Source organism: Achromobacter pestifer, from assembly GCF_902859625.1.
GTDB lineage: Bacteria > Pseudomonadota > Gammaproteobacteria > Burkholderiales > Burkholderiaceae_B > Achromobacter > Achromobacter pestifer.
On sequence record NZ_CADIJX010000010.1, the window covers coordinates 13,508 to 30,346 of the forward strand.

Below are 16,839 nucleotides of genomic sequence, written 5' to 3' on the forward strand. Positions count from 1 at the left end.
CAGCGCTTCTCTGCTTACGCAGCCAGGCCGGCTTGCGCCGTATTCAAGACCAGCGCATCAATGCGTTGCTTGGCCAGCGTCACGCCTTCCAGGGCGGCCACTTCACCCATCGCCATGCCTTCAGCGGCAATGAATGTGACGTCATTCATGCCCATGAAGCTCAGCATCTGGCGCAAGTACGGCGTCATCGTGTCGGACGGAGTGCCTTCAGCCTTGCCGCCCCGCGCCGTCAACACGAACACCTGCTTACCCTTGACGAGGCCCTCCGGCACGCCTTCCGGCGTATAACGGAACGTGACGCCGGCACGAGCCAGGTAATCCAGATAGCTCTTGAACTGCGCGGGCATGTTGAAGTTGTACACGGGCACGGCGAAAACGATGCGATCCGCTTCCATCAACTCAGCGACCAGCGAATCGCTGAGTTCGACGATGCGCTGCTGCTCCACGCTGCGAGCGTCCGCCGGAGTGAACAGCGCGCCGGCAGTGTTGCCGTCAAAGTAAGGAATGGGCTGTGCGCCGATGTCGCGGACCTTGATGATGGCCGCGGGATTGGATTCTTTGACGCGCGCAATCAGGTGATCGGCCAATTGCTTGCTGTTGGAACGGTCGCCGAGAATCGAGGAAAGGATAACCAGGGTCTTCATTGCAAATATCTCCAGTGGGGGCCCGCCATGGGCGAGCGGCCAGGATCTGCCAGCGCCACGCCCGACTCATCAGGGAGTTCGGACTGGGCTTGCCGCCGGGTGGCGTTGGCAGATCCCGAATGCATGGCCTCACTGTAGACCGGTTCATTGTTCGCATAAACCGGGGTATGATGAACTGTTCGTTCCAGAGATAGAACAATCATGCAAGATCTTAACGACCTCTACTATTTCTCCCAAGTCGTCGAGCAAGGCGGCTTCAGCGCGGCGGCAAGAGCACTGGATATTCCAAAATCGAGATTGTCTCGGCGGATATCGCATCTGGAGGAAAGCCTGGGCGTCAGGTTGCTGCAACGCACGACGCGCCGGCTGCGCCTGACCTCCGCGGGCGAACGCTATCTGCATTACTGCCGCGAAATGGCCGCCTCCGCCCGTGCCGCCGACGACGCCATGCGGCAATTGCAGTCGGAGCCGACGGGACCGGTCATCGTCAGTTGCCCGGTTTCCATCGCCCAGGATGTGCTGGCGCCGATCCTGCCCGAATTCCTGGATGCCTGGCCGGCGATTTCCGTGCAGTTGCTGGTGACCAACCGGCGCGTGGACCTGATCCGCGAAGGCGTGGACCTGGCGCTGCGCGTGCGCACCAAGCTGGACACCGACGCCGAACTGGTGGTTCGCCACCTGGGGTCCGCGCGGGGAACGCTGGTGGCCAGCCCCGGTTATCTGCAACGCCACGGTACGCCCGACACGCCGCAGGATTTGGCATCCCACACGACCCTGAGCTTTTCCGACCCCCAGCATGACGTGCGCTGGCCCCTGCGCAACGACAAGGGCGAAGAGGTGCAGGTCGAGCTAAAACCGCAGCTATCCTGCAACGACTTCATCGTGCTGACCGAAGCGGCGGTGCGGGGACGGGGCATTGCGCTGCTGCCGTCGATCGCCACTCAGGAAGAGTTGCGCCGCGGCCAGTTGGTGACGGTACTGCCGCAATGGCAATCGCCCGAAGGCATCGTGCACTGCATCTATCCGTCACGGCGGGGCATGATGCCCGCCGTTCGGACGCTGCTGGACTTCCTGTCGCAACGGCTGCCGTCGATGTACCAACGGCTGGAAAAACCCGTCACGCCCGTGACTCAGTAGCCTCGCGTGCGCTCGACCACGCCGGTGATGGGTTCACCGCGCATCAGTTGAGCGACCTTGCCCGCGATCTGGTCGATGCTTTCGTCGCGCAACGTGCGCGCCGCGATATGCGGCGTGACGTGAACGCGCGAGTCGCGCCAGAACGGATGATCCTTTGGCAAGGGCTCGGTGTGGAAGACATCCAGCGTGGCGCCGGCGATCTCGCCTTCTTCGAGCATCTGCACCAGATCCTCTTCGACCAGATGTTCGCCACGGCCGACATTGACCAGGTGCGCATCCGGCAACAGCTGCGATAGCGTTTCGCGGTTGAGGATGCCCTGCGTATCCGGCGTCAGTGGCAACACATTAACCAAAAAGCGCGTGCGAGCCAGGAAGGCCGGCAATGCGGATTCTCCGGCAAAGGATTCGACACCCGGAATGTCGCGCGGCGACCGCGACCAACCTGCCACGGGGTAACCAAAGCCAGCCAGGGTCTGTGCCACGCGCGCCCCCACCTGCCCCAACCCCAGCACGCCAACGGGCCAATCCGCCTGTCGCGTGCCTTCACGTGTGTCCCAATGTTGACGGGCCTGTGATTGATCAAAGGCCTCGAAATCGCGCGACACGCGCAGCAATGCGTACAGCGCGTATTCGGCCATCTGCACCGACATGCCTGCATCTTCCAGACGCACGATGCGCACATGCGCGGGAATCTCGGGCATCTTCAATAGCGCATCCACGCCCGCGCCCAGATTGAACAGCGTCGTAATGCCCGTTTCGTGCTTGAACAACTCCACCGGCGGACGCCAAACCAGCGCCACTTCCGCACCCGACGGCGGACCATCAGGATTCCATACCGAAATCTGGCAACCAGGCATGGCGGCTTTCAGGCGCGGCACCCAAACATCGGGATCGTGGAGAGGACAAGCAAAAAGGATATGCATGATGGCGATTCTGCTGGGCTTTTCGGAAGCCTCAAGCATGCAGGATGCCGCCTCACAAATCAAACGGCCCGGCAGAACGCCGGGCCGTTTGTCCATCAACGGAGTAACTGCCTAGACCGTTTGCGGGACTTCCGGCTTGCCCTTGCCCTTACCCTTGCCTCGGCGCAGGTAGGACCAGACTTGCAGCAGGATCAACAAGGCACTGGCGCCGATGAACCAGGCGCTGATCGGACGCTGCACGAACACCGCCAGATCCCCCCGCGACAACAGCAACGCGCGACGGAAGTTCTCTTCCACCATCGGCCCCAGCACGAAGCCGAGCAGGATGGGGGCCACGGAGAATTCCAGTGTCATCAGGATGGCGCCGATCACACCGAAGGCCAGCACTTCCCAAATCTGGAAAAGGCTGTTCTGCGTGCTGTACACGCCCACCGCGATGAAGAACAGCGCGGACGGGAACAGATAGCGGTACGGCACCTGCAACAGCTTGACCCATACGCCGATCAGCGGCACGTTCAGCACCATCAGCAGCACGTTGCCCACCCAGAAGCTGGCGATCAAGCCCCAGAAGATGTCCGGGTGCTCGGTGATCAACTGCGGGCCGGGCTGAATGCCCTGGATCAGCAGCGCGCCCAGGATCAGTGCCATCACGGCGTCACCGGGGATGCCCAAGCTCATCGTCGGGATGAAGTCGACCTGCGTCTTCGAGTGCGACGAGGCTTCCGGCGAGGCCACGCCAGCGATCATGCCGGTGCCGAACTTCTCGGGCGTCCGGGATATCTTGCGTTCCAGCGCATACGCCACGAACGTCGTGATCGTCGGACCCGTGCCGGGCATGGCGCCGAATAACGTACCCACCGCCGTGCCGCGCACCATCGGCCAGAAGGCCGTCTTCAATTCCTGCTTGGTGGGCCGCATATCGCGGATACGCAACTTGGCGCCGCTGCCGATGATGGTCATGCGATTGACGCTCATCAGGAAATCGGCCACGCCGAACAGGCCCATCGAGATCGCCACCAGTTCCAGGCCGTCGGACAGGTCCAACAGGCCGAACGAGAAGCGGATCGTGCCCGTATTCACGTCCGTGCCGACCACGCCGCACATCAGACCGAACAGCGTCATGGCAACGCCTTTCAGCGGCGACCCGCGAGACATCGTCGCACCGGCCAGCAGGCCCAACAGCATGATCGAGAAGATCTCGGTCGGGCCGAACTTGAACGCCACTTCGACCAGCAGCGGCGAAGCGAAGATCATGACGATGATGCCGACCGATGCCGCGAAGAACGAGCAGATCATCGTGATGCCCAGCGCGGTTCCCCCCTTGCCCTGTTTGGTCAAGGGATAACCGTCAAGACACGTCACCGCGTGCGGCGGATGCGAAGGCAGGTTGAGCAAGATCGCGCCGATGGCGCCGCCGTACTGCGAACCATAGAAGATGCCGGCCAGCATCAAGATGGCGGGCACGGGCTGCATCACATAGGTCAACGGCAGCAGGATCGAAATCGCCGACAAGGCGCCCATGCCGGGCAGCACGCCGATGAGGTTGCCCACCAGCACGCCGAAGAACGACCACATCAGGTTGTGCAGCTGAAACGCGACGCCGAAGCCGTACCAAAGGTCCATCAAAGATTGAGAGATCATGGCGCTTCAACCCCAACGAAACAGCGGCAACTGCAATTGCAGCGCCCACCAGAACACGACGACCGCGATCGCGGACATCGCGAGCGACAGCAGGATGGCTTGCTTGATGGTGTTCTTGCGATCACCCAGCGCCGAGATGAATACGATGGCGAAGGTCGCCGGCAGCAGGCCGCCGTAGTGGCCCAGCAGCAGGAATGCCAGCGTGCCCAACAAGATGCAGGCGCCGCCTCGGAAATCGGGCAAGCCATGCGCATGGCCATCACCCGGCGCGGGCGGCGTGGAATCGCCTGAACGCGCCGACAAGGCGATCAGCACGCCCGTCAACGCCAGCAAGCCGCCCAGCGCGGCGGGGAAGAACCCCGGCCCCATGTGGCTCAACGTGCCGATGTGGTAATCGGTGCCCCCGTATATCGCCCCCAACCCGATCAGGACCATCAGCGCGCCGCCGTAGTAGTCCTTTCTGTTGATATTTTTTTGCACTCCATCCTCCGTCCTGGTGCAGGGCCGTGCCGGCCCTGGATGCGATGCTCGAAACGAGCGTCGCCCGGCCCTTAACAGCGAGCCTGCGCGCAGATTACGGAGGGAAGCTGCTAATCCGCTTTCTATGCGCTGTCGCGTTCCTGAATTCGGGGGTTATCCCTGAGCAGAAGCGGCACAAGAAAGGAGGGAGATGGAAAAAAATTTGAAAGCCAAGCGGCTTTACTGGTCGCCCTTGAGCTCGACATCGAGCGGCCGCGGGTACTGGGATACGGTCGGGGCAAGCGGCAGCCAAAGCACCGAGGCCAGACCCACGCCGCCTTGCTCGTTGGACTCGCCATCGCGCAGTTCGATGTCACCATCGTTGCGGCGCGCATAGGCGCGGGCGATCGCCAGGCCCAGGCCCGAACCCGACGAGGTGACCGGCTTGTCCGTGCCTACCCGTTCAAAGCGGGCGAAAGCACGGCTGCGCAGGACGGGATCCAGGCCGGGGCCATTGTCAGACACCGCTACCTCGGCCCGGTTTTCCAGGCGGCAGACCGACACCGTGATGCGCGCGCCGACGGGTGCGTAATGAATGGCGTTGTGCACCAGGTTGGATAAGGCTTCGTGCAGTTCAGCTTCACTGCCGGACACGGGCACCGGAATCTCGGGCCCCTCTTCCGACCCCGCCGGCACCCACCCCAGGTCCTGCTGCTTTTCATGAGCCAGCGGCAAATACTGCAACACGACTTCGCGCGAGACGGCGTTCATATCCAACACCTGCCGCGGCAACTGGTCTGCCTGATTGGCGTGCGCCAGGGACAGCAACTGCTCGGTCAGGCGGCGCGTGCGCCCCAGTTGATCCACGATGGCGCGCAGGCCTTCGCGTGTACGGGCGGGATCACGTTCGCGCAGCGCGTATTGCGCCTGCGTCAGCATGATGGCCAGCGGCGTGCGCAGTTGATGCGAAGCGTCGGCCAGGAAGTGCGACTGTTCGTCCAGGACGCGGCGATAGCGGGCGATATGGTGATTGACGGCGTCGACCAGCGGCGCCACTTCGCTGGGCACGCGCGAGGCATCCAGCGGGGTCAGGTCATCGGGACGGCGGTTGCGGATATCGGCACGCAGGCGGCGCAACGGCTTCAGCGCCCACGACACGCCCCACCAGACCAGCACGACAACCAGCGCCAGCATCCGCGCATCACGCAGGATTTCCTGGCGCCGCGCGTTGTTTTCGGCTTCGATCCGCTTGCCCGTGCTTTCCGCCACCACGACCAGCACCTGACGGTGCAGCCCCTGGTAATAGAGATCGCGCACGACCGCCACCACCCGCACGGGGTCGTTACGGTAAACGCCGTCATAGAAAATGGGCTGAGCGTTGGAGCGCGGCCACGTGGGGGGACGCGGCATCTCAGGCATGCCCAGCAGCGTCTTGCCCTGGTTGACGGGCACGGCGGCCCCGTCCGGCAGCGGCGGGTCGATCTGTTCAATGCGGAAATACTTGCGCAAGCCCGCGCGGGATTCAAGCATCACCTGCGCGTAGAGCGGTGTGGCCACCTGGAGATTGCCGTCCGGGGTGAACTCCAGGCTGCTTTCCAGCACGCGAGCGGGCTCCACCAGCGCGCTGTCATAGGCCTCGTTGGTGATTTCTGACAGCGTGCGGTAGTCATTCAGGCTGTCGATGACCAGCAGCGCCACCACGCCGGGCAGCAGCAAGATGATCAGCAGCGCGCGGATGCCAACGCGGGGCAACCCGGGAATCCGCAGGCTCACTTAGGTTTCCGCGGACTCGCTGGCAACGCTTTCCAGCATGTAACCCAGCCCGCGCACCGTCACGATCCGCACGTCGCTGCCGGCCAGCTTCTTGCGAAGGCGGTGCAGCACAACTTCGATGGCATCGGGATTGGCTTCGCTGTCGTGCGTGAAGACCTTGCCGAACAGCTGCGACTTGTCCACCGGATAGCCGCTGCGGGTCAGCAGCGCCGCCAGCGCGGCGTGCTCGCGCGGCGTCAGGAACAATAAGGAGCCATCCAGCGTGAAGGCGCGGCTTTCACTGTCGTAGGACAGGGAACCGCATTGCAGGCGAGGATGTTGGCGGCCGCGGCTGCGGCGCACCAGCGCGGTCAGCCGCGCTTCCAGTTCTTCCAGCGCAAAAGGCTTGGTCAGGAAATCGTCCGCGCCCAGGTTCAGGCCACGCACCCTGTCCTGCAACGCGCCTTGGGCGGTCAGCAGCAGGACGGGCGTGCGGTCGTCCCGGTTGCGCATTTCGCGCAGGACGACCAACCCGTGCTTGTCGGGCAGACGCAAGTCCATGACGATGGCGTCGTATTCGGTGCCCGCCATGAAAGCCTCGGCCGTGCGAGCATCTGCCGCGTGATCCGGCACGAACCCGCTTTGGGCGAGTGCGCGCATCAACCAGGACGCCATGTCCCGTTCGTCTTCAACCAACAATATGCGCATGACCGTCCGTTCCTTCGGGCAAATTATCTGCCGCCCGCTGTCCATGCACGCGCTGACGCAGGTAGCGGGTTTCGTGATGACGCCGAAAAAGGATCGCCGACAACTCGTTCAACGCTTGGGTATAGACGTCGCGCTTGAATTCGATCACGGCGTCCAGGGGTACCCAATACTGGCTCCAGCGCCAGGCATCGAATTCCGGATGCTGCGTCGCTCGCAAGCACACATCACTGTCACGTCCCACCAGGCGCAACAAGAACCAAATCTGTTTTTGTCCTTTATAGTGGCCACGCCACTCACGCCGGACGAAGTGATCGGGCACGTTATAACGTAACCAATCGCGTGTACGCCCCAAAATACGGACATGCTCGGGCTTCAAGCCCACCTCTTCATGGAGTTCGCGATACATGGCCTGCACCGGGCTTTCGCCATATTTGATGCCGCCCTGGGGGAACTGCCATGCATGTTCCCTGATACGCTTGCCCCAAAAGACCTCGTTTCGACTGTTGACGAGAATGATGCCGACATTGGGGCGGTAGCCTTCGCGATCAAGCATGGGCCACCCCCACCGAATTCAATACAATTACAGTCGATTATACGTATCTGCTGCCACCTTTAAACATGCGCGCATCCAACTACCACATCAACACCCTCAAAGAAGCCCCTTCCGAAGCCGAAGTCGCCAGCCATCAGCTGATGACCCGGGCCGGGATGATCCGCAAACTCGCGGGCGGCATCTACACCTACATGCCCCTGGGCCTGAAGATCATCCGCAAGGTCGAGGCTATCGTCCGGGAGGAAATGAATGCCTCGGGCGCCATCGAGCTGCTGATGCCGGTGGTGCAACCCGCCGAGCTCTGGCAGGAATCGGGCCGCTGGGAGCAATACGGCGCCGAACTCCTGCGCATCAAGGACCGCCACCAGCGCGATTTCGTGCTGCAACCGACGTCAGAGGAAGTCATCACCGACATCGCGCGCAATGAAATCCACAGCTATCGCCAGCTGCCGCTGAATTTCTATCACATTCAGACCAAGTTCCGGGACGAACGCCGCCCCCGCTTCGGCCTGATGCGCGGCCGTGAATTCACCATGAAGGATGCCTATTCCTTCGACCGCGACGAAGCTGGCGCCGGAAAGAGCTATGACAACATGTACGCCGCGTACATGCGGATTTTCAACCGCCTGGGTCTGCAATTCCGCGCCGTGGCGGCCGATACGGGCTCCATCGGCGGCACGCGCAGCCATGAGTTCCAGGTGATTGCCGACACCGGCGAAGACCTGCTGGTCTACAACGCCGACAGCGACTACGCCGCCAACATCGAGCTGGCCGAAGCCGTGGCGCTGTACCCGACCCGTGGCGCAGCCACCCAGGCCATGGCGGACGTACCCACGCCGGGCGCGGCCAAGTGCGAGGACGTGGCCAAGCTGCTTGGCCTGCCGCTGGAAAAGACGATCAAGTCGATCGTTCTGGCCACCGACGGCGACAAGGGCCAGGTGGATGTCTGGCTGCTGCTCTTGCGCGGCGACCACGAGCTGAATGAAATCAAGGCTGGCAAGCTGCCGGGCCTGGCGGGCTTCCGCTTTGCCACCGAAAGCGAGATCGTCGAGCATTTCGGCTGCAAGCCCGGCTATCTGGGCCCGGTCAAGACCGCCAAGCCGGTGCATGTGATTGCCGACCGCACGGTCGCCAACATGGCCGATTTCGTCTGCGGCGCCAACAAGGAAGACTTCCACACCCAGGGAGTAAACTGGGGCCGCGACCTGCCCGAGCCCGAGCTCGTGGCCGATCTGCGCAACGTGGTCGCGGGTGACCCGTCGCCGGATGGCAAGGGCACGCTCTCTATCCAACGCGGCATCGAAGTGGGGCACGTTTTCTACCTGGGCAAGAAGTACTCCGAAGCCCTGAAAGCCACCTTCCTGGACGAAACCGGCAAGCCGGCCGTCCTGGAAATGGGCTGCTACGGCATTGGCGTGACCCGCATCGTGGGCGCAGCCATCGAGCAGAACCACGACGCCCGCGGCATCATCTGGCCCCGCGCGATCGCCCCGTTTGAAGTGGTGATCTGCCCGGTGGGCTGGGGCAAAAGTGAAACCGTGCGTGACACGGCCCAAAAGCTCTATGAATCCCTGCTGGCGCGCGGCGTGGACGTCATCCTGGATGACCGCGATGCCCGCCCGGGAGTGATGTTCGCCGAGTGGGAATTGATCGGTGCCCCCCTGCGTGTAACAGTTGGAGAACGCGGCTTGAACGATGGTGTGGTGGAATTGCAGGCCCGTCGGGAAACCGAAGCCGCCAAGATTCCGGTAGAGTCCGCGCTTGAAACGGTGCTGACGAAACTCGACACCCTTTAAACCCTATAGCCACTACGGACTTCCCGCGTCCCGATTCGCATCAATTCCTATCCGTACCGTGACCGACCCGAAGTCCTCCGAATCCCTCCTGCAAGTCCGTGTCTACTACGAAGACACGGATGCGGGCGGGGTGGTTTTCTACGCTAACTACTTGAAATTCCTGGAACGCGCACGCACCGAGTGGCTGCGCGACCTGGGAGTCAACCAGTCCGGGCTGGCCGCCACCGAGCAACGTTTATTCGTTGTCCGCTCCTTGGACATGTCCTACCGGAAACCAGCCAGACTGGACGATTTGCTTACCATACGCAGCCGAGTCACCAAACTGGGCCGCGCTTCGATACACTTCGCGCAGCGCGCGGAACGCAACGGGGAACTGCTTGCCGAAGGCAACATCCAAGTCTGCTGTGTCGATGCTATTCACATGCGGCCGGCGGAGTTGCCGGCTGACGTTCGCGCAAAACTGGAATTCATTCAGGAATAACCATGCAAGTCACCAACGACATGTCGTTGCTTTCGCTGATTTCGCACGCCAGCGTGCCCGTCCAGTTGATCATGCTGTTGCTGTTGGGCATTTCGATCATGTCCTGGACCTATATTTTCGCCAAGCGTCTGGCCATCAAGCGCGCCCATACCCAGACCCGCCGCTTTGAAGACGACTTCTGGTCGGGTGGCGACCTGTCCATGCTGCAACAGGCCGTGGCCTCGCGCCGCGACGAACAAGGCGCGCTGGCCCGCATCTTCGATGCCGGCATGACCGAATTCCTGAAGGCCCGCCGGGGCAATGCCTCTGGCGATGCCACGGCATTGCTGGACGGCCCGCGCCGCGCCATGCGCGCCGCCTACCAGCGCGAAATGGATTCGCTGGAATCGCACCTGAACTTCCTGGCGTCCGCCGGTTCGGTATCGCCCTACATCGGCCTGCTGGGCACGGTCTGGGGGATCATGCACGCCTTCATCGGCTTGTCGAACATGCAGCAGGCCACGCTGGCCTCGGTGGCTCCCGGTATCGCGGAAGCACTGATCGCCACCGCGATCGGCCTGTTCGCCGCCATCCCGGCCGTGGTCGCCTACAACCGCTTCACGAATGACATCGATCGTATCTCGATCCGTTTTGACAGCTTCGTCGATGAATTCCTGAACATTCTGCAACGGCAGGTGCGCTAATGCCCTCGGTAAGCTCACGCGGCAGGTCCGGCCGCCGCATGAAGGCCGACATCAACGTGGTGCCGTACATCGACGTGATGCTGGTGCTGCTGGTCATCTTCATGGTGACGGCGCCCCTGATCACGCCCGGGCTGATCCAGTTGCCTTCGGTCGGCGCAGCGTCCGACGTACCAGTGAAGCCGCTGGAAGTCCAGATTTCGGAAGACGGCAAGATCGCGCTGCGCCTGCGCGAACCCGGCGCGACGATGCAAGACATCGCGCGCCCTGAGCTGGTGGCGCAAGTGCGTTCGCGTATTACCGCGGAAACACCGGTGGTCATTGCCGCTGACGGCAAGGTGCCCTACGAGACGGTCGTGAAGGTGATGGACGAACTGCGCACCAACGGCATCACCCGCCTGGGCCTGCTGGTGGATCAGTCCGCCGCCGGCGCCTCCCAGCCCGCATCCGCGAAAAAACGCTAACGCGCCGCCTTCCGCCGGCTTGGCCGGCATGCACCGCACATGACGCCACCCATTATTCGACACCGCAGCGGCCCCCCGGCCACCCCGCCCAACAACGACAACCGGAATGCGCTCATTCTGGCTGTGGCGGTGCACCTGCTGCTGCTGGTCGCCCTGATCTTTGGCGTGAACTGGCGCACGGAGGCTCCTGGCCCCGTCGAAGTCCAGCTTTGGGCCGACGGCAATTCGCCCGTCGCGCCGCCGCCCACGCCGCAGCCCGAACAACCCAAGCCGCCCCCAAAGCCCGAGCCGGAGCCCGAGCCTGAAAAGGCCCCTCAGCCGCCGCCCGCGCCTGCGCCCAAGCCCGAACCCGCCCCCGAGGTTCAGCCCAAGACCGAGGAAGTGGATCCGGAGATCGCGATCCAGGAAGCCAAGAAGAAGCGCGAGCAGGAAGAAAAGGCTCGCCAGGCTGCCGAGGCCGCGAAGGAAAAAGCACGCCTGGAAGACGAGCGCAAGCAGGCTGAATTGAAGGAAAAGAAGCGCCTGGAGCAAGAACGCCAGGCCGCCGAGAAAGCGGCTGCCGAAAAGGCGGCTGCGGACAAGGCTGCTGCGGATAAGGCGGCCGCCGAGAAAGCCGCTGCCGAGAAGACCGCCGCAGAGAAGAAGGCCAAGGACGACGCCGCCAAGAAGGCAGCCGCTGAAAAAGCCGCCGCTGACAAGGCTGCTGCCGAGAAAGCCGCGGCAGCCAAGAAGGCGGCTGCGGACAAGGCCCTGAAGGATGCATTCCGCAACGACGCGCTGGGTGCCGCAGGCATCCCCGGCGGCACGGCGGATCGCAACCAGGCGGGCGGCGGACGCGATAACGGCTATGCCGCCAAGGTGCGCGCTTGCATCCTTCCGGGCGTGGCCTATCAGCCCCCGCCACGCAGTGGCTCCGGGAATCCGACGGCACAATACCGGGTACAGTTAGGTACTGACGGGAAGGTTAACGGCGTGTCCTTGACCGAATCCTCGGGCAACCCGGCATTCGACCGCGCGGTCGAAACCGGTATCCGCCGTTGCAACCCCTTCCCGAAGCCCTCCACGGGCGGCTACGAAAAGTTCATTGACGTAGTGCACAAAATGTATGATTGACAGGAGATTGATGAATATGACTCCCGCTTATAGCCGACGAGGTTCCGTCCTCGCTCTCTGGCGATCGTATGGGCTCGGCTTGCTGATGCTGACGCTGGCCTGCCTGATGGCGATGAAACCGGTCCACGCCCAATTGCGTGTTGATATTTCCGGCACTGGCGCAACCCAGTATCCGGTCGCCATTGCCGATTTCGCGGTGGACGACACCCATGGCCGCGCCCTGGCTGACGTGATCCGCGCCGACCTGACCCGCACGGGCCAGTTCCGCCTGATCAATGCCGCCGGATCCGGCTTGAACGTTGATTCCCCCGTCGCCCATGATGACTGGCGCGGCAAAGGCGCCGACTTCCTGGCCTATGGCAGCATCACCCGTGGCGCCGATGGCCGCTACGACGTGCGCTACCGCTTGGCCGATACGGTCAAGAAGGGGCAATTGGATGGCGTGGCGTTCTCGGGCACGGAGCAGGAACTGCGCCGCGTGGCCCACCAGATCGCCGACCGCATCTACGAGAAGATCACCGGCGTTCGCGGCGTGTTCTCGACCCGCATCGCCTATGTGCTGAAGAAGGGCGCCACCTACGAATTGCAAGTGGCTGATGCCGACGGGCAGAACCCGCAAGTGGCCCTGCGTTCGCGCGAGCCCATCATTTCGCCGTCCTGGTCGCCCGATGGCGCCAAGCTGGCCTATGTGAGCTTCGAGTCCGGCAAGCCGGTTGTGTACGTGCACACCCTGGCCACCAGCGCCCGCGTTCCCGTTGCAAACTTCAAGGGCAACAACAGCGCCCCCGCCTGGTCGCCCGATGGCTCCAAGCTGGCCGTGGCGTTGACCCGTGATGGTTTGTCGCAAATTTACATCGTTGGCGCGTCCGACGGCTCAAATCCCAACCGCATTACACGTTCTCCCGGGATTGACACCGAACCGACCTTTACGCCAGACGGTGCTTCAATTATCTTTACGAGTGACCGCAGCGGCGGGCCGCAAATCTATCAGACCGGCTCGACAGGTGGCGAAGCACGCCGCCTCACGTTTAATGGTGGTTACAACATATCACCCCGAATTTCCCCCGATGGATCGACGCTGCTGTACGTTGCAAGACGCGACGGCGCGTTTCGAATCGCGTCGTTGAACCTGTCCTCAGGCTCCGAATCTTTGATCACTGATGGTCGTGACGATCAGTCGCCAAGTTTCGCGCCGAATGGCATGCAAGTCCTTTACGCCGCCATCCAAAATGGACGTAGCGTACTTGCGGGTGTTTCGAGCGATGGCCGCGTACGGCAGACGCTTTCGGTACTGAACGGGGAAATACGTGAACCGACTTGGGGCCCATTTACCCGATAACACGTGTGACTCTCTTTGCAAAGGAACTATCATGAAGTCGCGCATTGCCAAAAGCCTAACCATCGCCGCTCTGGCCGCCACCCTGGCAGCTTGCAGCTCCGTCCCTCTCGACGATAAAGCGGGTCAGGGCGGAGGCGCTGGCCAAGGATCCTCGGCCTCCGGCCAGATCCTTGATCCCTTTAACCCCCAAAGCATCCTGGCGCAACAGCGCTCGGTGTACTTTGATTTCGACAGCTACACCGTGTCGGACCAGTACCGTGGCTTGGTCGAAACCCATGCCCGCTACCTGGCTTCGCACCAGCAGCAGAAGATCAAAATCGAAGGCAACACCGACGAACGCGGCGGTGCTGAGTACAACCTGGCCCTCGGCCAGCGTCGTGCAGACGCCGTGCGTCGCATGATGACCCTGCTGGGCGTCAGCGACAACCAGATCGAAGCCATCAGCTTCGGCAAAGAAAAGCCGAAGTCGACGGGTACGTCGGAAGCCGACTTTGCTGAAAACCGCCGCGCCGATATCAACTATCTGCGTTAAGCTTTTCGCATAGTCCAAGAGCCCTACCACGCGTCGGGACGGTCAGCCGGCCGTCCCGACGTTTGTTTTTATACTCGGGAATATTCATGCGCGATAACGTTCTGTCCCTGCGTCCTCTGATTGTGGCCACTGGCCTGGTGCTTGCGGCCCTGACGGCGCCCGCTCACGCTTTTTCCGACGATGAAGCCCGTAAGGCCATCCTGGATTTGCGCCAGCAGGTTCAGCAACAGAACGAGCAAAGCCAACGCGCCAAGCTGCAATTGGCCGACCAGATTCAATCCTTGCAACAAGAAGTGGCCCAGCTGCGCGACCAGCTGGAACTGGTGTCCCGCCAGCAGCCCAGCGCCAAGCCTGGCGCCCCCAGCGGCTCGAATCCGCCGGGCACGACCGCTGGCGACCCGCAAGAGCAGGCCGCCTACGACGGCGCCATGGACCTGTTCCGCAAGGGCCAGTACAAGGATGCAGCCGAATCGCTGGCCGCCTTCACCGCGCTCTATCCCAATAGCCAGCTGACGCCCAGCGCGCAGTTCTACCTGGGTAGCAGCCGCTATGGCATGAAGGACTTCAAGGGCGCCATCGAGCAACTGACCAACATGGTCCAGAAGTCGCCCGACAACGCCCGCGCGCCGGACGCCCTGCTGATCATCGCCGGTGGCCAGATCGAACTGAACAACCGCGCCGGCGCCAAAGCGTCGCTGCAACGCATCGTTCGCGACTACCCGAACGCCCCGGCCGCCGCTACGGCCAAGAGCCGTCTGCAACTGTTGCAGTAATGCTGCCTGCCGCAAACGCGGTCAGCGCCTACCGGCACATCCTGCGCCGCCGCGCAGGGCTTATCGCCCTGCTGCTGGCGGCGATTTTCATTGCGCTGCTGATCGACTTCACCGTGGGCCCGTCGGGCATGCCTTGGCGCGACTTGTGGCACACGCTGAGCGCGCCTGCGTCCGCTGACCCGACCCATCGCGTGATCGTGTGGGACATCCGGCTGCCTTCCGCCCTGATGGCCGCCCTGGTGGGCATGGCGCTGGGCCTGGCTGGCGCCGAAATGCAGACCATCCTGAACAATCCGCTGGCCAGCCCCTTCACGCTGGGCGTGTCGTCCGCCGCCGCGTTTGGCGCGTCGCTGGCGATCGTCCTGCAATGGGGGCTGCCCGGCATTCCCAGCGCCTGGCTGATCGCCGGCAATGCGTTCCTGTTTGCCGTGCTTGCGGCCTTGCTGCTGGATGGCGTGGCCCGCTGGAGCGGCATGAACACGTCGGGCGTGGTGCTGTTCGGCATCGCCATGGTGTTCACGCTCAATGCGCTGGTGTCACTGGTGCAATTCCTGGCCAGCGCCGAAGCGCTACAGAACCTGGTGTTCTGGACGATGGGCAGCCTGTCGCGATCCAGCTGGACGACCGTGGGCGTGCTGGCGCTGGCCGTGGCATTGGCCTTGCCGCTGGCGATGCGTCAATCCTGGAAGCTGACGGCGCTGCGCCTGGGCGAAGAACGCGCGGCCAGTTTCGGCGTGGACGTCCGCCGGGTGCGCGTCGCGGCGCTGGCGCGCGTCAGCCTGTTGTCGGCGCTGGCCGTGGCATTTGTCGGCACCATCGGCTTCATCGGCTTGGTGGCGCCACATATCGCGCGCCGGCTGTTCGGCGAGGATCACCGTTTTTATCTGCCTGGCAGTGCACTGGTCGGCGCGCTGATCTTGTCACTGGCCTCCGTCGTGTCCAAGAATCTGTTGCCCGGCGTCGTGGTGCCCGTGGGCATCGTGACGGCGCTGGTCGGCATTCCCTTCTTCGTGTCGGTCGTATTGCGCCGGCAACTGCCATGATGCGCCCTACCCCCCTGGACATTCACGGGCTCACGGCCGGCTACGGCCGGGATGACGTGCTGCACGCGATGTCGATCCCGGCGCTCGCCGCTGGCGAAGTCACCGCCCTGCTGGGCCCAAACGGCAGTGGCAAATCCACCTTGTTGAAGGCGCTGGCCGGACTGGTCCGGGCACGTGCAGGCAGCGTCTTGCTGGACGGGCAAGACCTGACCCGGCTGGGCGTGGGCGAACGCGCCCGGCACATGGTCTACCTGCCCCAGAGCCTGCCTGCCGCCGTGCATCTACGGGTGTTTGAATCCGTGCTGGTCGCGGCCAGGGCCAGCCAGGATGCGACCGCCCGCCCCGTGCTCATGGCAGATATCGAACGCCTGCTGGCGCGGCTGGGCATCGCGCACCTGGCCCTGCATTATCTGGATGCGCTGTCTGGCGGGCAAAAGCAACTGGTGGGCCTGGCGCAAGCGTTGATCCGCCATCCCCGTGTGCTGCTGCTGGATGAACCCTTGTCGGCGCTGGATCTGAATTACCAGTTCCACGTGATGCGGCTGCTGAAGCAGGAAACGCAAGAGCACGGCCTGATCAGCATCGTCGTGCTGCATGACTTGAACGTGGCGTTGCAGCATGCGGATCGCGCCGTGATGATCCAGGCGGGACGGCTGCATGCCGAAGGCGCTCCCGCCGACGTCATCACGTCCGCGTCACTGGCAGAGGTTTATGGCGTGCAGGGGCGAGTGGAAACGTGCTCGCGGGGCTTGCGGCAAGTCCTGATCGACGGACTGGACGAACACCCGCGCTGACACGCCA

Annotated in this window: 18 protein-coding genes; 11 read left to right on the forward strand and 7 right to left on the reverse strand. The window is 63.1% G+C overall.

From position 1 onward, the window contains the following. Positions 1-14 precede the first annotated feature (14 nt). The gene (locus tag HV753_RS26445; protein ID WP_175177551.1) at positions 15-644 is read right to left on the reverse strand and encodes an FMN-dependent NADH-azoreductase; all 630 of its coding nucleotides are present in this window, start codon (positions 642-644) and stop codon (positions 15-17) included. A gap of 201 nt (positions 645-845) precedes the next feature. On the opposite strand from HV753_RS26445, the gene HV753_RS26450 reads away from it, so the two are divergent. Next, a complete protein-coding gene (locus HV753_RS26450; protein WP_175177552.1) occupies positions 846-1,781 on the forward strand; it encodes a LysR family transcriptional regulator in 936 nt (311 codons plus the stop codon). On the opposite strand, the gene HV753_RS26455 is transcribed toward HV753_RS26450, so the two are convergent. The 6 genes from HV753_RS26455 to HV753_RS26480 form a co-directional block, all read right to left on the reverse strand. After that, the gene (locus HV753_RS26455; RefSeq protein ID WP_175177553.1) at positions 1,775-2,704 is read right to left on the reverse strand and encodes a 2-hydroxyacid dehydrogenase; all 930 of its coding nucleotides are present in this window, start codon (positions 2,702-2,704) and stop codon (positions 1,775-1,777) included. The two genes, HV753_RS26450 and HV753_RS26455, sit on opposite strands and share 7 nt — an antisense overlap. Positions 2,705-2,815: 111 nt before the next feature. Further along, positions 2,816-4,345, reverse strand: coding sequence for a tripartite tricarboxylate transporter permease (locus HV753_RS26460; protein WP_175177554.1), 1,530 nt, complete (start codon positions 4,343-4,345; stop codon positions 2,816-2,818). Between the two features lie 6 nt (positions 4,346-4,351). Further along, positions 4,352-4,780 carry a tripartite tricarboxylate transporter TctB family protein gene (locus HV753_RS26465; protein ID WP_175177663.1) on the reverse strand — a complete coding sequence of 143 codons (429 nt, stop codon included), beginning with the start codon at positions 4,778-4,780 and terminating at the stop codon, positions 4,352-4,354. Positions 4,781-5,044: 264 nt separating this feature from the next. Next, on the reverse strand, positions 5,045-6,577 hold the full coding sequence (locus HV753_RS26470; RefSeq protein WP_246288403.1) for a sensor histidine kinase: 1,533 nt from the start codon (positions 6,575-6,577) through the stop codon (positions 5,045-5,047). Continuing rightward, positions 6,578-7,264: a response regulator gene (locus HV753_RS26475; protein ID WP_175177555.1), complete on the reverse strand. Its 687-nt coding sequence runs from the start codon at positions 7,262-7,264 to the stop codon at positions 6,578-6,580. Beyond that, positions 7,245-7,817 (reverse strand): RNA pyrophosphohydrolase, encoded by a 573-nt coding sequence (locus HV753_RS26480; protein ID WP_175177556.1) that lies wholly within the window; start codon positions 7,815-7,817, stop codon positions 7,245-7,247. Before HV753_RS26480 ends, HV753_RS26475 begins: the two co-directional genes overlap by 20 nt. A gap of 65 nt (positions 7,818-7,882) precedes the next feature. Here HV753_RS26480 and HV753_RS26485 point away from each other — a divergent pair, with 65 nt between their 5' ends. From HV753_RS26485 to HV753_RS26530, 10 genes are all read left to right on the forward strand, one after another. Further along, complete coding sequence (locus HV753_RS26485) at positions 7,883-9,613, forward strand: proline--tRNA ligase (protein WP_175177557.1); 1,731 nt, start codon at positions 7,883-7,885, stop codon at positions 9,611-9,613. A 58-nt stretch (positions 9,614-9,671) separates the two neighbouring features. Next, positions 9,672-10,094: a tol-pal system-associated acyl-CoA thioesterase gene (ybgC, locus tag HV753_RS26490; protein ID WP_175177558.1), complete on the forward strand. Its 423-nt coding sequence runs from the start codon at positions 9,672-9,674 to the stop codon at positions 10,092-10,094. Between the two features lie 2 nt (positions 10,095-10,096). Next, positions 10,097-10,777, forward strand: coding sequence for a protein TolQ (gene tolQ / locus HV753_RS26495; RefSeq protein WP_175177559.1), 681 nt, complete (start codon positions 10,097-10,099; stop codon positions 10,775-10,777). Next, the gene (locus HV753_RS26500; RefSeq protein ID WP_175177560.1) at positions 10,777-11,238 is read left to right on the forward strand and encodes an ExbD/TolR family protein; all 462 of its coding nucleotides are present in this window, start codon (positions 10,777-10,779) and stop codon (positions 11,236-11,238) included. Before tolQ ends, HV753_RS26500 begins: the two co-directional genes overlap by 1 nt. A 39-nt stretch (positions 11,239-11,277) precedes the next feature. Beyond that, on the forward strand, positions 11,278-12,351 hold the full coding sequence (gene tolA, locus HV753_RS26505; protein WP_175177561.1) for a cell envelope integrity protein TolA: 1,074 nt from the start codon (positions 11,278-11,280) through the stop codon (positions 12,349-12,351). A gap of 16 nt (positions 12,352-12,367) precedes the next feature. Then, positions 12,368-13,690, forward strand: coding sequence for a Tol-Pal system beta propeller repeat protein TolB (gene tolB, locus HV753_RS26510; protein ID WP_175177665.1), 1,323 nt, complete (start codon positions 12,368-12,370; stop codon positions 13,688-13,690). Positions 13,691-13,721: 31 nt separating this feature from the next. Beyond that, a complete protein-coding gene (gene pal / locus HV753_RS26515) occupies positions 13,722-14,222 on the forward strand; it encodes a peptidoglycan-associated lipoprotein Pal (RefSeq protein WP_175177562.1) in 501 nt (166 codons plus the stop codon). Positions 14,223-14,308: 86 nt separating this feature from the next. Further along, a complete protein-coding gene (gene ybgF, locus HV753_RS26520; protein ID WP_175177563.1) occupies positions 14,309-14,995 on the forward strand; it encodes a tol-pal system protein YbgF in 687 nt (228 codons plus the stop codon). Beyond that, a complete protein-coding gene (locus HV753_RS26525) occupies positions 14,995-16,038 on the forward strand; it encodes a FecCD family ABC transporter permease (protein WP_175177564.1) in 1,044 nt (347 codons plus the stop codon). The genes ybgF and HV753_RS26525 overlap by 1 nt, the downstream gene beginning before the upstream one ends. Further along, the gene (locus tag HV753_RS26530; protein WP_175177666.1) at positions 16,038-16,832 is read left to right on the forward strand and encodes an ABC transporter ATP-binding protein; all 795 of its coding nucleotides are present in this window, start codon (positions 16,038-16,040) and stop codon (positions 16,830-16,832) included. The genes HV753_RS26525 and HV753_RS26530 overlap by 1 nt, the downstream gene beginning before the upstream one ends. The last annotated feature ends 7 nt before the right edge of the window (positions 16,833-16,839 follow it).

Coding starts and splice junctions, on each gene's coding strand:
- pal (WP_175177562.1), top strand. CDS start 13,722: ATGAAGTCGCGCATTGCCAAAAGCCTAACCATCGCCGCTCTGGCCGCC.
- tolB (WP_175177665.1), top strand. CDS start 12,368: ATGACTCCCGCTTATAGCCGACGAGGTTCCGTCCTCGCTCTCTGGCGA.
- HV753_RS26475 (WP_175177555.1), bottom strand. CDS start 7,264: ATGCGCATATTGTTGGTTGAAGACGAACGGGACATGGCGTCCTGGTTG.
- tolA (WP_175177561.1), top strand. CDS start 11,278: ATGACGCCACCCATTATTCGACACCGCAGCGGCCCCCCGGCCACCCCG.
- HV753_RS26530 (WP_175177666.1), top strand. CDS start 16,038: ATGCGCCCTACCCCCCTGGACATTCACGGGCTCACGGCCGGCTACGGC.
- HV753_RS26485 (WP_175177557.1), top strand. CDS start 7,883: ATGCGCGCATCCAACTACCACATCAACACCCTCAAAGAAGCCCCTTCC.
- HV753_RS26455 (WP_175177553.1), bottom strand. CDS start 2,704: ATGCATATCCTTTTTGCTTGTCCTCTCCACGATCCCGATGTTTGGGTG.
- HV753_RS26525 (WP_175177564.1), top strand. CDS start 14,995: ATGCTGCCTGCCGCAAACGCGGTCAGCGCCTACCGGCACATCCTGCGC.
- tolQ (WP_175177559.1), top strand. CDS start 10,097: ATGCAAGTCACCAACGACATGTCGTTGCTTTCGCTGATTTCGCACGCC.
- HV753_RS26480 (WP_175177556.1), bottom strand. CDS start 7,817: ATGCTTGATCGCGAAGGCTACCGCCCCAATGTCGGCATCATTCTCGTC.
- ybgF (WP_175177563.1), top strand. CDS start 14,309: ATGCGCGATAACGTTCTGTCCCTGCGTCCTCTGATTGTGGCCACTGGC.
- HV753_RS26500 (WP_175177560.1), top strand. CDS start 10,777: ATGCCCTCGGTAAGCTCACGCGGCAGGTCCGGCCGCCGCATGAAGGCC.
- HV753_RS26445 (WP_175177551.1), bottom strand. CDS start 644: ATGAAGACCCTGGTTATCCTTTCCTCGATTCTCGGCGACCGTTCCAAC.
- HV753_RS26460 (WP_175177554.1), bottom strand. CDS start 4,345: ATGATCTCTCAATCTTTGATGGACCTTTGGTACGGCTTCGGCGTCGCG.
- HV753_RS26465 (WP_175177663.1), bottom strand. CDS start 4,780: ATGGTCCTGATCGGGTTGGGGGCGATATACGGGGGCACCGATTACCAC.
- HV753_RS26450 (WP_175177552.1), top strand. CDS start 846: ATGCAAGATCTTAACGACCTCTACTATTTCTCCCAAGTCGTCGAGCAA.